13 protein-coding genes are annotated in these 13,240 nt (G+C 57.3%); 3 read left to right on the plus strand and 10 right to left on the minus strand.

Going from position 1 to position 13,240, the window contains the following annotated elements; translation table 11 throughout:
• Positions 1-138: 138 nt before the first annotated feature.
• The 9 genes from prmC to lptF form a co-directional block, all read right to left on the minus strand.
• Complete coding sequence (gene prmC / locus QWY83_RS04980; protein ID WP_249946336.1) at positions 139-981, minus strand: peptide chain release factor N(5)-glutamine methyltransferase; 843 nt, start codon at positions 979-981, stop codon at positions 139-141.
• A complete protein-coding gene (gene prfA / locus QWY83_RS04985; protein ID WP_105236365.1) occupies positions 978-2,033 on the minus strand; it encodes a peptide chain release factor 1 in 1,056 nt (351 codons plus the stop codon). The genes prmC and prfA overlap by 4 nt, the downstream gene beginning before the upstream one ends.
• Before the next feature lie 32 nt (positions 2,034-2,065).
• Complete coding sequence (locus tag QWY83_RS04990; protein ID WP_249946335.1) at positions 2,066-2,512, minus strand: DUF1499 domain-containing protein; 447 nt, start codon at positions 2,510-2,512, stop codon at positions 2,066-2,068.
• Positions 2,509-3,471 (minus strand): agmatinase, encoded by a 963-nt coding sequence (gene speB, locus QWY83_RS04995; protein WP_249946334.1) that lies wholly within the window; start codon positions 3,469-3,471, stop codon positions 2,509-2,511. Before speB ends, QWY83_RS04990 begins: the two co-directional genes overlap by 4 nt.
• Positions 3,472-3,604: 133 nt before the next feature.
• Positions 3,605-4,567: a 4-hydroxythreonine-4-phosphate dehydrogenase PdxA gene (gene pdxA, locus QWY83_RS05000; protein ID WP_249946333.1), complete on the minus strand. Its 963-nt coding sequence runs from the start codon at positions 4,565-4,567 to the stop codon at positions 3,605-3,607.
• The gene (locus QWY83_RS05005; RefSeq protein WP_249946332.1) at positions 4,564-5,775 is read right to left on the minus strand and encodes a peptidylprolyl isomerase; all 1,212 of its coding nucleotides are present in this window, start codon (positions 5,773-5,775) and stop codon (positions 4,564-4,566) included. The genes pdxA and QWY83_RS05005 overlap by 4 nt, the downstream gene beginning before the upstream one ends.
• A gap of 11 nt (positions 5,776-5,786) precedes the next feature.
• Positions 5,787-7,886: an LPS-assembly protein LptD gene (locus tag QWY83_RS05010; RefSeq protein ID WP_249946331.1), complete on the minus strand. Its 2,100-nt coding sequence runs from the start codon at positions 7,884-7,886 to the stop codon at positions 5,787-5,789.
• On the minus strand, positions 7,886-8,980 hold the full coding sequence (gene lptG / locus QWY83_RS05015) for an LPS export ABC transporter permease LptG (protein WP_249946330.1): 1,095 nt from the start codon (positions 8,978-8,980) through the stop codon (positions 7,886-7,888). Before lptG ends, QWY83_RS05010 begins: the two co-directional genes overlap by 1 nt.
• Positions 8,977-10,104: an LPS export ABC transporter permease LptF gene (gene lptF, locus QWY83_RS05020; protein WP_249946329.1), complete on the minus strand. Its 1,128-nt coding sequence runs from the start codon at positions 10,102-10,104 to the stop codon at positions 8,977-8,979. The genes lptG and lptF overlap by 4 nt, the downstream gene beginning before the upstream one ends.
• Positions 10,105-10,240: 136 nt before the next feature.
• Between lptF and QWY83_RS05025 the strand changes: the two genes are divergently transcribed.
• Genes QWY83_RS05025 through QWY83_RS05035 form a run of 3 tightly spaced genes read left to right on the plus strand, consistent with a single transcriptional unit; the run spans position 10,241 to position 12,665 of the window.
• Positions 10,241-11,707: a leucyl aminopeptidase gene (locus QWY83_RS05025; protein ID WP_249946328.1), complete on the plus strand. Its 1,467-nt coding sequence runs from the start codon at positions 10,241-10,243 to the stop codon at positions 11,705-11,707.
• A 4-nt stretch (positions 11,708-11,711) separates the two neighbouring features.
• The gene (locus QWY83_RS05030) at positions 11,712-12,182 is read left to right on the plus strand and encodes a DNA polymerase III subunit chi (RefSeq protein ID WP_249946327.1); all 471 of its coding nucleotides are present in this window, start codon (positions 11,712-11,714) and stop codon (positions 12,180-12,182) included.
• Between the two features lie 27 nt (positions 12,183-12,209).
• Positions 12,210-12,665: a GFA family protein gene (locus QWY83_RS05035; protein WP_249946326.1), complete on the plus strand. Its 456-nt coding sequence runs from the start codon at positions 12,210-12,212 to the stop codon at positions 12,663-12,665.
• On the opposite strand, the gene QWY83_RS05040 is transcribed toward QWY83_RS05035, so the two are convergent.
• Positions 12,662-13,240: a retropepsin-like aspartic protease family protein gene (locus QWY83_RS05040; RefSeq protein ID WP_249946325.1), complete on the minus strand. Its 579-nt coding sequence runs from the start codon at positions 13,238-13,240 to the stop codon at positions 12,662-12,664. The two genes, QWY83_RS05035 and QWY83_RS05040, sit on opposite strands and share 4 nt — an antisense overlap.

The following is a 13,240-nucleotide window of genomic DNA, read 5'->3' on the forward strand; positions in this document are numbered from 1 at the left end:
GTTCAGGCGAATATCAGAGAGAGGCCGAAGCCTTCTGTCTTCTGATGTCCTGTGACTACCCTTCAAACTGGATACGTTACAAGTCTAAAATGCAATGAATCCGACGAAAGGCGTGCTTTTCTGCACAGAACGGGTGGATTAACCGCGATATTCGCCCGAAACGACCCGATCCCGTCCATCAAGGTCCTGAATCACCCGAACCTTTTCAAACCCGTTGTCCGCAAACATTTGCGCGACGGCGCCGGCTTGAGTGGGGCCGATTTCGACGATTAGGCGACCGCCAACGCGCAATAGACCCGCCGCCTGTTGGCTGATCTCGCGGTAGGCGGATAGCCCATCACCGCCGTCCGTCAGCGCCATATGTGGTTCGTGATCGTGGACTTCGGGCGATAGACCGTCCATTTCGTCCAGCCCGATATAGGGCGGGTTCGACACAACCAGATCGACCTGACCTTCGATGCCATCCGCCCAAGAGGTGCGCAGGATAGCGGCCCGTTCACCAAGGTCGAGCGCGTGCATGTTATCCTCTGCCACGCGGCAGGCGTCCTCTGACAGATCGGTGCCTACGCCCCGCGCTTCGGGCATTTCAGCGAGAAGCGTCAGGAGGATACAGCCCGATCCCGTGCCAAGGTCGATGACGCTGGCAAAGGCATCTTGGAGCGCGACTTCTATCAGGATTTCGGTTTCAGGCCGCGGGTCGAGAACGTTCCGCGTGACCTTGAACCGACGCCCGTAAAATTCACGATAGCCCAACAAATGCGATACAGGTTCCCGACCGGCCCGCCGTTGCAAGAGAGCAGCAAAGCGTGCTTCTGCCTCTTGGGTGACAGGTTCGGGCAGGATCAACGTCAGTCGACCAGCCTCAATCCCAACCGCATGAGCCAGCAGGCGCCGCGCATCGCGGGGCGCATCAGGCACACCAGCATCGGTCAATTGTCGCACGCCCTTGGCCAAAAGAACCGATCCCGTGGGTTGGTTCATCCTTCCATCTCCGCGAGGAGGGTGGCTTGGGCATCGGCGATCAGTGCATCAATCGTTTCATCCAGATCGCCCTGCATGATTTTATCGAGCGAATAGAGCGTCAGGTTGATGCGGTGATCCGTCATTCGTCCCTGTGGGAAGTTATAGGTGCGAATACGTTCCGAACGATCCCCAGACCCCACCTGCGATTTGCGGCTGGCAGAGCGTTCATCGTGAAGCTTTTGACGCTCCATATCAAAGAGGCGAGTTTTCAGAACCTGCATCGCGATCTCGCGGTTGCGGTGCTGTGATTTCTCGGAACTGGTAACAACGATGCCAGAAGGGATGTGGGTGATCCGAACGGCAGAGTCGGTGGTGTTCACGTGCTGACCACCTGCACCCGACGACCGCATCGTATCAATGCGAATGTCATTGGCGTTGATCTGGATGTCCACGTCTTCGGCTTCGGGAAGAACGGCGACGGTTGCGGCAGAGGTGTGGATACGTCCGCCGCTCTCTGTCTCGGGCACGCGTTGTACGCGGTGCACGCCGGATTCGTATTTCATGCGGGCAAAGACGCCATCGCCGGCGATCCGCGCGATCACCTCTTTGATGCCGCCCAATTCGGTCTCTTGGTGTTCAAGGATTTCCAGCTTCCAGCCTTTGTCTTCGCAATAGCGCTGATACATCCGCAACAGATCACCCGCAAAAAGCGATGCCTCATCGCCACCCGTGCCTGGACGGATTTCGAGGATCGCAGGACGGGCATCCGCCGCATCCTTGGGCAGCAGGGCAAGGCGCACGTCCTGTTCCGCCGTCTCTAGCTGTTCGCGCAGGGTGGGGAGCTCATCCTCGGCCAGTTCGCGCATATCGGGGTCTTTGAGCATCAGCTCTGCCTCGGCGATATCGGCAACGATTTGGCGGTAGCCCAAAACGGTTTTCACTACCGGCTCAAGCTCTGAATATTCTTTGGACAGGGCCGCGATCTGAGACGGCTCAACGCCGCCGTTCAGTTTGGCCTCTAGGAACTGAAAGCGAGAGATAATCTGGTCGAGTTTGTCACTGGGTATCATGTGCTTTGCAATGGCCGACAGGCCGCGCGGCGTCAAGGCTGGTTGATGCCTGCTACCATGAGCCAGCCGTCAATCCGTTTCGCATTCACGCCCAGATCAGAACGCCCAAACCGCAACCGCCCGTGGATTTGGAGGTGCCATTCCGGCGTCTCTGTAGACCGTTTGATCACGCGCACTGTGGTATAATCGGGAAATCCCCAGAGCGCGGTGCGGGTCACAAAGGTGACCATCGCCTCATCGCGAGAGCCTGCGATTTGAACTGTGCGGGGCGTGTCAGTGATCGCGGCAAAGAGCGCGTCGATGCGGGATGGGTCGCTGAGGACCGTGGCGACCGTCAGCCCGCCCGCCTCTGGGTAGCGGCCCGCAGGTAGTTGCGGGGCCGCCATTCGATGCCAACGTTGTGCATCCAATGGCGCGAGGCGCACATAAGCCGCAAAGCCCAAAACGAGGGCGATAATAACACCGACCAGCAGCTTCATTTTCTTTTGTTCCAGAGGTTTAGGCAGCAAAGCTCCATTGCGACATGGGCACCCGCAATGGCGGTGATATTGCCGTGATCAAAGGGTGGAGAGACCTCAACCACATCGCCGCCAACCATGTTGATCCCCGCCAAATCCCGCAGGAGTGCCGCAGTTTGCCACGACGCAAGACCGCCCCAAACAGGCGTGCCCGTCCCCGGTGCAAAGGCAGGGTCCAGCGCGTCGATGTCAAAGGTCACATAGGTCGGGTTGTCGCCAACGATGGATTTGGTCCGCTCAACGACCCACGGCAGGCCCATCTCGTGTACGGACCGCGCGTCGATGTAGTGCATCCCCAGATAGTCATCACAGACCGTCCGAATGCCGATTTGGACAGAGCGGCTCGGGTCCACGTAGCCGAGCTTAACCGCCTTATACATGAAGGTGCCATGATCAATGCGGTCGAAATCATCATCCGCCCAAAGGTCAGAGTGGGCGTCGAACTGGATCACCGACATCGGGCCGTATTTTTTGGCATAGGCCTTCAGGATTGGGAGGGTGATCGAATGATCGCCGCCCAAGGTCACGCTTGCTGCATTTGCGTTGAGGATCGTGCGAATGTGGTCGGTCAGGAGCGCGGGGAAGCTCGGCGTATGGGCGTAGTCAAAGGCCAAATCGCCATAGTCGATGATCGAAAACTCCCCCAGCGGGTCAAAACCCCAGCCGATTGGCGGGTCATAGGGCTGCAGGGTGGAGGCTTCGCGGATCGCACGAGGGCCAAAGCGCGTGCCGGTGCGGTGCGTCACTGCTTGATCAAACGGAACCCCTGTCACGGCGATATCGACACCCGTGAGGTCCTTGGAATATTGACGGCGCAGGAACGACAGCGCACCACCAAAAGCGTTTTCAAAGGCCAAACCGCGACGATCCTCGCGCGTAAAAGCGAGGTCGATTTGTTTCTTTGCATCCTCAAGTGCCATGGGTCGTCCCTTTTGATCAAATTATGGCTACAGAGCCAGAGCGCAGAGTTTTGGTCAAGAGGGGAAAGGGGCGAGGGGGCTCTGCCCCCGCCGCGTTGCGGCCCCCCGGGATATTTTCAGGCACAAAGGCAGATCAGCAGCGCGATTTCGCCATTTTGTCTGCCATCCGCAGGGCCGCGATCATCGACGACGGGTTGGCGATCCCTTTGCCCGCGATATCAAAGGCGGTGCCGTGATCGGGCGAGGTGCGGATAAAAGGCAGGCCCAAGGTCACGTTCACGCCATTGTCTAAATCGATGGTCTTGATCGGGATGAGGGCCTGATCATGATAGGCGCAGATCGCCGCGTCATAGGTGGCGCGGGCGCGGGCGTGGAACATGGTGTCAGGGGGCATCGGGCCGCGCAGGTCGATCCCTTCTGCACGGAGCGCCGCAATGGTGTCGTTCATCCAATCAAGCTCTTCGGTTCCCATCTTGCCGCCTTCGCCCGCATGGGGGTTCAGGCCAGCGACGACGAGGCGCGGGCGATCAATGCCGAAGTCGCGCCGCAGGGCCGCGTGGGTGATGAGGACGGTATCGGTCAGAAGGCGAGCGGTGAAGGCTTTGGGCACGTCAGCGAGCGCGATATGAATCGTTGTCGGCACCACGCGCAACTGGTCACAGGCGAGCATCATCACAACCTGATCGACCTTGCCCAGAGCGGCAAGGAATTCGGTATGGCCCGGGTAGGCAAAGCCTGCACCGTCCGCGAGCGCCTTTTTGTGGATGGGAGCGGTGGTCATGGCAGAACATTGGCCAGAGGTGACCAGATCAACGGCCGTTTCAATGGCAGAAATCACACCAGCGGCATGGGTGGGATTGGCAATGCCAGGGGTAAGCGCGGGGCCGAAATCGCGAGCCAGAACGGGCAGGGCGGTTTGGCTGATAGATGCGGCTTCGCTTGCGTCAGAGATTACCTGATGCGGGGTTCCAGCGGGCAGGTGGTTCGGATCACCAACCCAGAGCATCGGCATGTCATTGCGAAGCTCTGCCCAAGCCTTGGCGGCGACCTCGGGACCGACGCCTGCGGGTTCGCCACAGCTGATCGCGATGGTCATTGGTTGCTGATCACGGCTGTATCGCGCAACTGTGCCAAGAGAGCATCCGCGTAGCCAGCGAGTTTTTCACTGCGCAGGCGGCTTTCGACTTGGTCGCGATCAACGGTTTCGGCCACCTGAGGAATGCGATTGCACATCATCACGTAAAGTAGGGTCTGGCCATCGTTGCGGGTCAGGATGGCGGAGCTTTCGCCAGCGTCGAGCTTTGCAAGTTCCAAGGCGATATCGGTATCGATTTCGGATGGCGTTGCGGTCGTGCGGGTCAGACGATCCTCGGGGAGGTCGCGGGCAATGCCATAGAGGTCATCGCAGCTGTCTGTCTCTGCATCGATGCGGGCCGCTTCGGCCTTGGCGGTCTCGGTCAGGCCACCGGGGATGGTGAATACCTCATAGTCAAACTGCGATGTAGCGACCGTTGCGTTCGGCACCTCACGCAGGTCGCGCAACTGCAACAGCGCCACAGCGTTTTCGAGTTGCAGCGGAGGGGTCACTTGCCCCGGTTCAAGGTTGGTCAAAAGCCCGTGCAAACCCGCGGGCAGTTCGGTCAAGCTCTGCCACGGAAGGCGACCGCCGTCATCGCGGGACTGGGTCGCCGAATATTGGCGGGCCGCTGCGGAAAATTCCGTGACTGAGGTCATCTGGCTGATGTCTTCGGCGAGTTTTGCGACCTCTTCCGCCTTTTCAGGCGGAGCGGGGATAATGATTTCAGAGATCAGAACTTGGAGAGACGCAGGGTTCGTACTGGTGCTCGCCAGAGCCGCGTCAATCTCTGCCTCGGTGACCGAAACCTGGCGGTTAAACTTTGACCGGATCAGTTCGCGCCACAGAGTGTTCACAGCAACAAAATCGCGCACGGTTTGTTCTGCGACGCCTGCTGCAGTGATGTTGTCGAGGAATTCCTCATAAGTACGACCGCCGCGGGTTGCGAATTCGGTCATCGCGTTTTTCAGGCCGTCGTCCGAAAGGTTCAGACCTTCGCGCTGCATATATGACATGCGCAGACGTTCATCGATCAACTGTTCGCGGGCGAGATCTTCGAGGTTACCTGCCGTGCGGAAGAGAACGAGGAGTTTCACGCGCTGGTCAATTTCATAGCGTGTGATCGCGCTGTCATTGACGCTGATCGCAGGAGAAAACAAACCTTGAGCCGATGCAGAGATTGGCGCCAAAAGAGCGGCGGCGCAGATCAGGTTTTTCAGCAAACGCATAGGTGCCTCATTCAATTCGTGCAGACCCGACGGGGAGCGACACCCGATGTCGAGGTGCCAAAGCCTGCGATCCCCACGGTCAATCCGTAGTCTGTTGTTGGTTCAAGAGTAGAGGAAACAGTATAGCTGCGCGAGGCCGAAAACTCGACTTTCACGCATTCGTTCTGCCATCCCAAGAGAATTTCCGCGTCAACAGGGCTATCTGCATCGATGTCGTAGCGCCCGTTGAACCCGATATTCCAGTTGTCATTGACGATGTAGCCCGCATCCAAGGCCCACTCAGACGTCACCTCAGTGCGGCTTTCGCCAAGGTCGGCGGGGAGCCACAGGTATTCAGCCGTGAGGTCGATCCGATTATTTGCCCATCCAACGCCCAACTCGGATTTGCCAGCACCCCAGTCTGCGTCGATCAGCGTGCGGCCATGAACGTGAAGCCCATTTGCGAGGGACAATTGCCCCCCGAGAAGGAAGTCGGATCCCAAGCCAGACAGCCCCGACGATGCCGAGAAATCGGCGGGTTCGTCACGCACAACCTGTCCCATCAAAAGCCGTGCGTTCCATCCCTGCGGCGCAATGTGAAGCCATGATATGCCATAGGCAGCTTGCGCGCCTGTTTCTACGCGGTCGTCACCAGGGAAACGCGATAGGCTAAACAGGTTCGCTTCGTCGAAATCGGCGGTGCCGCTGTCTTCGTTCGGGACGGTATCGCCAATGATATCGGACCACCCCAGCATCAATAATGGCTCTAGCAAGTTCACAGAACCATCGCGCTCGGTGCGGGCCATTGGGTAACGCAGGGTGACCGAAGCCGAGGGGACCAATCGGAACGCCGTGTCATTTGTAGGATCGTTGTTGAACCCGTAGACATCTACCGCAATACCCACATCACTTTCGATCACGATGCCAGAGGGGCGCACCCAGTTTCGGTTCCAGTCCGCATATGCGCCGATCCGAAATACATCGCGATCTGCGCCTGTGTTGTCGTGACCGTATCGCAGTTGAAGGTCCGCATCGATGCCTGTGGTCAGGACGCCCGAGGCGTAGTTGAGCTGCTTTTCAGTGCTTACGCTGACGACAACGGGAATAATATCGGCGTCAGTCTCACCGTCTTTGACCGTGTGATAGATAGCCACTTCGCCCATCACAAAGGACTGCGGTTCGATCCGCGCGACCGTTAGTGCGTTTTTCAGATAATCCGCAGAGGAATAGCCATATTGGGCGAGGTATTCGTCGTGACTTGTGACGATGCCATTGAAGCTCAGCGTGTAATCGCGCGGCAAAGCAAAGTCGCCCGCGTATCTGACGTAACCCCGTGTCGCTCCATCATCGATGGTATCGCGGCTCACGGCGGCGTTAATTTCGATATCACCGTTTAAATAGGCCTGACGATACCGCGCTTCGAGGGTGCGGGTTTCCGCGCTCAAGAAAGGGGTCAGGGTTAGGTCGCGGTGATCACCGATCTTGATGAAATATGGTGTGCGGACACCAAGGCCTAACAGGTTGTTCGACTGGTAGCTCGGTGCCAGAAACCCGGTCGCACGATCAAGCGTAGGATCAGGGAGCCGCATCGTAGGCAGCCAAAACACAGGCACGCCTCGAACACGCAACACCGCATTGTCGAGGTATAGTTCCTTGGCATCTTGATCATGGACAATCCGAGACGCGCGAATGTCCCACAATGGTGGGCGCCCGTCGCAGACATTACACGATGTCGCGGCAACCTTGGTCAATTGGATGAGGCGACCGTCAACCCGATCGATACGGTTCGCAGCCAGTTGCAACTGTTCGTTCAGGACCATACGGGCGCTGAGCAAAAGACCGTTTTGCAACTTGGGGTCTAGGTCCGCGCTTTCGGCTGTGAGGATTGTGCCATCGGCGGCCTTGATGAAAATGGGGCCGTTAATGATCAGACGATCAGTTGCCTCATCATAGGTGATACGAGCCGCAGAGAGCGTTGTGCCGTCAAAGAATGCCTCAACATTGCCCGATGCAATCAGTCGATTGTCGGCGGTGATCGATACGCTGTCCGCCATAAGGGTTGCCGCGTCTTGGGCGGCAACTGCTCCTGCAAAGGGAAGGGCGGCGAGGATAAGCGGGGCGAGACGACGCATTACCCGTCCTCCAGATGCAGTAGTAGACCAAAGGCAAAACCCACGGCGACAAAGGGCGGAGCCCAAGCAGCCAAGGCAATCGGGATTTGCCCGTTTTCGCCCAAAATAGACGCAAAATTCCGAACGAAATAAAGCCCGAAACTGATCAGAATAGCCCAAAGAACCATCTGTCCCGTTTTGCCGCCGCGTTGCGGACGCATGGTAAAGGCCGCGCCGATTAAAACCATCGCGACCAAGAAGAGAGGCATCGCCAGTTCAGACTGGAGCCAAACCGCATGACGACGTGCACTAAATCCTGCTGTCCGAAGTTTTTCGATAAAGGCGGGGAGTTCCCAGATCGGAACAGAGGTCGGACTGCCGAAACTGTCGCGGATTTGATCAACGGTCAGCGACGATGGGATTTGGAACGTCTCGTGGTATTCCGCGACGGCTTCGGGGTTTTCGGCGTCAGCCAGAGGCCAGACTTTTGCGTTTGTGATGTCCCATTGGCCCGGTGTCAGACGGGCTGACGTAGCCTCGATCCGACGCACTGGACCACCGTCAAGGGTGAAGGTGATGAACGTGACCCCAGACAGTTCCGTACCGTCAAGGTTAGTCGCGTCTGCGCGGATCACCGTTTGCCCGTTCGTTGACCCTTGGCGGAGCCACAAGCCATCCGAGGAGACGGTAAAACTACTGCCTTCGCCCGTGAGGGTGCTCAGCCGTGCATCGAATTCTCGGGATGTGCTTGCGACGATGGGGTTGAAAATCCCAATGGTCACGAGGCCGAATGTGAAGGCGACGAGACAGGGCGCAACGAGTGCCCTAAGTGCCGAACGGCCTGCCGCACGTGTGACGACAAGTTCAGATGATCGCGCAAGACCAAGAAACAGCCAGATCGTCGCGATGATCACCAAAAGAGGGATTATCCGATAGAGCGAGTCAGGCAGGTTCAGGAGCGCCAATTGCACAACCTGCCCAAAGGATACATCGACATTGCGCAGGGTTCTTAGACGCTCGACCAACTCAACGAACGCCATCAATAGGCCGAACACACCGATCACGCCCCCGAGGACAAAAATAAAGCGCTGAGCGAAATATCGGTGAAGGATCATGCTGCGATCCTTCCTTTGGGAAAGCGGAACCGCGCGGGGTAGGTCGCGATGGTCAGCAAAACCATAGTGATCACTATGCCCACTAGGATCGGCAGATAGGGCACCATCCATGCTTCGGGCATCGTGCGCATCATGTTCTCAGCGGTCGATTCCGCGAATTTGACAACGATGATCAGGGCAATGGCCAGCATCACCTGTTTCCAAACCCCAAAGCGACTGAACCCACCGACGAGCAAGGATGCCGCCCCAATCGCAGCCCCGACGAGGCCCAAGAGCGCACGCGCATTGCGGCGGTTGGCTTCCATGATCAATTCGCCAGCGGTCTTGCCTGTCTCAGTCTGCAACTCAGGCGTTGCCATCAGTAGCTCGAGAGAGGTTACTTCACCGCTTGACCTTGTTAATCGAGGTGTGAAGTCGACCAGATCGCCGAGGTCGTAGGTGAAATCTTCGAACCGTGTAAGGCTCAGGCGCTGGGTGTTGGTATTAAGCGCCTGCGCCATACCATCGATCATCACCAGCTGCGGGCCATTGTCGGTTTTCACGAGGTACGCGCGTGACGCGGTGTAGGTCATCGTCTCTGCATCATCACGGGTATCTGAGAGGAACAGGTCCAACAACTCTCCGCTGCGGCTGATATCGCGGATGTAGATCGTCAAACCAGAGGTGGGCGATTGAAACCGCCCTTCGACCAGCATCCGCGCGGCGAGGTTCTGGCTGATCTCCGCTTGGCGTTGATTGGTGATGAGCGCCGCGGTTGGCACCAGAAAATGCGAGGCGACCATCGTCAGGACCGTCACGATCACGCCAAAGATCACCGCAGGACGGATCAGGCGCACGGGCGAAAATCCTGTGCCCTGCATAACCACCAATTCACTGTCAGAGGTCATGCGGTTCATCACGTAGATGCTCGCCACCACTGCGGCCAATGGCAAGACGATCTGCACCACGCCCGGAAGGGTGAGCATGGTGAGTTCCAAAACCACTTTTGCTGTTTGTCCGTCAGATATCAGTTCGTCGAACAATTCGACCGCCGCTCTGATCCAATAGATAAAGACCAATACGAGCGAGAAAAAGCCGAAGAGAGTCAGCAATTGCGACAGTAGGTATCTGTCGAATCGAGCCAATGCGTCCCCCCGGATGCCAGTTATTCCTTATCGCCAAGACGCTAACCGATTTGTTGGGGGGATTGAACCGTATTCTGGTCATTCACCACAAGGCAAGCTACCTATTGCCGAAAGACAGCTTTCAGGAGTTCACCAAATGACTAGCCCGATCCAGATTACCTTTGCGCCTTTGACCACTGATGCGCTCGCGACGACAGAAGGTCGGATTGCGATTTTCGTGACCGAAGACGGTAAAATGGACATCGGTGCGCGTAAGGTGAACACCCTATCCCGCAAAGCGGTAGAGCGCTTGGTTGCCTCTGATCGGTTTGCAAAACTGGGCACCGGCGATCTGGCTGAGGTCACATGGCCTGTGGGCCTCGCGGCTGAGGCTCTCTTGGTCGTGAAACTGCCGCGCCGTGCTTCGGCAGAAGAACACCGCAAGGCGGGTGCAAGCATTGCCAAGGCGATGGGTAAGGGCGATCTGACCGTTCTGGCTGCAGCGGTGAACAAGCCCGAAGAACTCGCCTTTGGCATCGCGATGCGCGCCTATGTGTTTGAGGATCACAAGACGGGTGACAAAACCACCTACGGCGCTGTTACCGTCATGGTCAAAGACGCTGACGAAACTTCTACTGCCTACGCACCTCTAGCGGCTGTTGCCGAAGGCACCTTTTTTACTCGCGATCTAGTGAATGCGCCTGCAAACATCCTGACCACCACTACATTTGCCGAAAAACTTAGCGATCTGAGTGCGCTGGGCGTGACCGTTGAAGTTCTCGAAGAGGCTGATCTGGAAAAGCTAGGCATGGGGTCTCTCCTCTGCGTTGGGCAAGGATCGGACAGCCCGTCCAAGGTCGTCGTGATGCAGTGGAATGGCGGCGGCGAAGAGGCACCCTTTGCCTTTGTTGGCAAAGGTGTTGTGTTCGATACGGGCGGTATCAGCATCAAACCAGCCGCTGGCATGGAAGATATGACCATGGACATGGGTGGCGCGGGTGTTGTGGCTGGCGTCATGAAAACGCTCGCCCTGCGTAAGGCTAAGGCCAATGTGGTCGGCCTCGTGGGTCTGGTTGAGAACATGCCGTCGGGTAATGCTGTGCGTCCGGGCGATATCGTGACCTCGATGAAGGGTGACACGATTGAGGTGATCAACACCGACGCCGAGGGCCGTTTGGTTCTGGCCGATGTGCTCTGGTATGCGCAGGAGCGGTTCAAACCGACGGGCGTTATCAACCTCGCCACGCTAACGGGTGCGATCATCATCGCGCTGGGCCATGAAAATGCGGGTGTGTTCTCGAACAGTGACGAGCTGTCGAATAAACTGCTGAAGGCCGCAGCGAACGAGGGCGAGGGCGCATGGCGGATGCCGATGGGCCCTGCCTATGACGCAATGTTGAAATCGGCTAAGGCGGATATGAAAAATGTCGGTGGTCGCGACGGTGGGTCGATCACAGCAGCGCAATTCCTGCGACGTTTTATCCAAGACGACATGCCGTGGTGCCACATCGATATTGCGGGCACTGCACAGACCAAAGCGGACACGGCTCTCGCCCCGAAGGGTGCGACTGGCTGGGGTGTAATGGCGCTGAACCGTCTTATCGCTGACAACTACGAGGCCTAAGTCCGTGGGTGCCGCTTATTTCTACCATCTCACCGAAAGCTCACTCGAGAAAGCCTTGCCCCTGTTGTTGGGCAAGGCGCGTGATCAGGGCTGGAGGGTCGAAGTGCGCGGCACCAACGCGGATCGTATGGCGGCATTGGATGCAGCCCTCTGGGACTGTGGCGATACGGCCTTCTTAGCACATGGTTTGGCGGGTGGTCCGCATGACGCCCATCAACCGATCTTGCTAACAAGCGATGGTCGTCCAGCACTAAATGAACCGAATTGTATAGTTTGCGTCGACGGGGCGACAATCTCCGCCGAAGATGTTACTAAGGTTGAACGGAGCATGATTATATTTTCGGGATTCGATGATGGTCTGGTTCAACTGGCGCGAGAGGCTTGGAAAGGCCTAACCTCGCAAAACATCTCGGCCCAATATTGGGCCCAAGAAGATGGCCGTTGGACAAAGAAAGCCGAAAGTCAGCCCGACTAGAAAAGACAAATGCTAGCGGAGGCAAAAATGTCCAATCTTCACGCTGGTGGGTGTCAGTGCGGTGCAGTCCGGTTCCGCGTGACATCAGTTATGAATAACGCACACGTGTGCTATTGCCGGATGTGTCAGAAAGCGACGGGGAGCCTGCTCGGGGCTTGGATCGGTGTCCCTGTCAATGCTGTGACGTGGACCCGTCGTGTCCCATCGATTTTCAAAAGCTCTGAAGGTGTGTCGCGGGGCTTTTGTTCAGAGTGCGGGACCACCTTGACCTATAAACGCGATAATCGGCAGTCGTTTTGGATGGCGATTTCGGTTTTTGACAAGTCCGAAGAGGTGAAACTGAAGTTCGCGTGGGGCGCTGAATCGAAGTCACCGTTGCTCAGCCAATTACCAAGCCTCACGGAGCACACATGCGATGAGGATTATATCAACGCAGATAACGCGAAAAAGACCAACAATCAGCACCCCGATTACGAGACCTAACGGGTGAGGATCAGTCGGCCGCGGCTAATTTCGATTTTGCTGAAACGGTTGAGGTAGCTCATGCCCAACAGCGATCCCTCCATCGGGCCGCCATTCACGACCGCACGGATATTGCGGTCAGTGATATCGCCGATGGTTAGTGTCTCAATCCGGATTGGAGCTGTGCGAACGACGCCGTTGGCCGTGTTGGCCGAGCCGATGTAGGTCACGTCATTGAGGTCGATGCCAATGCGTTTTGCGTCCGCTTGGTTCAGGACCACATGAGTAGCACCCGTATCGACGACAAATTCAATCGGGACACCATTCACCATCGCGGTCATGTAGTAATGACCGTCTGGTTGGATTGCTAATTCGATGCGTCCATCGGACAGCGTCGATTGCGTGCGAAACGGCATAAAGCCTGCGCCTTGGTAGCTGGATACGGCGAGGATCACGCCGCCAAAAATCAACGTCCAAATTCCAAGCTGCTGAGCAACTTTGCCGAGCCTATGACGCGAACGGATCATCACACCGCCAAAAATGACGGTGACGAGGATGCCGAGATACAAGAGGCGAAGCTGGTCGTTTGTGTCCAT

Source organism: Marivivens donghaensis, from assembly GCF_030410045.1.
Classification (GTDB): domain Bacteria; phylum Pseudomonadota; class Alphaproteobacteria; order Rhodobacterales; family Rhodobacteraceae; genus Marivivens; species Marivivens donghaensis.

Bases quoted from the DNA above. Each gene is read 5' to 3' on its own strand.
- prmC (WP_249946336.1), bottom strand. From the start codon at position 981: ATGAACCAACCCACGGGATCGGTTCTTTTGGCCAAGGGCGTGCGACAA.
- prfA (WP_105236365.1), bottom strand. From the start codon at position 2,033: ATGATACCCAGTGACAAACTCGACCAGATTATCTCTCGCTTTCAGTTC.
- QWY83_RS04990 (WP_249946335.1), bottom strand. From the start codon at position 2,512: ATGAAGCTGCTGGTCGGTGTTATTATCGCCCTCGTTTTGGGCTTTGCG.
- speB (WP_249946334.1), bottom strand. From the start codon at position 3,471: ATGGCACTTGAGGATGCAAAGAAACAAATCGACCTCGCTTTTACGCGC.
- pdxA (WP_249946333.1), bottom strand. From the start codon at position 4,567: ATGACCATCGCGATCAGCTGTGGCGAACCCGCAGGCGTCGGTCCCGAG.
- QWY83_RS05005 (WP_249946332.1), bottom strand. From the start codon at position 5,775: ATGCGTTTGCTGAAAAACCTGATCTGCGCCGCCGCTCTTTTGGCGCCA.
- QWY83_RS05010 (WP_249946331.1), bottom strand. From the start codon at position 7,886: ATGCGTCGTCTCGCCCCGCTTATCCTCGCCGCCCTTCCCTTTGCAGGA.
- lptG (WP_249946330.1), bottom strand. From the start codon at position 8,980: ATGATCCTTCACCGATATTTCGCTCAGCGCTTTATTTTTGTCCTCGGG.
- QWY83_RS05025 (WP_249946328.1), top strand. From the start codon at position 10,241: ATGACTAGCCCGATCCAGATTACCTTTGCGCCTTTGACCACTGATGCG.
- QWY83_RS05035 (WP_249946326.1), top strand. From the start codon at position 12,210: ATGTCCAATCTTCACGCTGGTGGGTGTCAGTGCGGTGCAGTCCGGTTC.
- QWY83_RS05040 (WP_249946325.1), bottom strand. From the start codon at position 13,240: ATGGACACAAACGACCAGCTTCGCCTCTTGTATCTCGGCATCCTCGTC.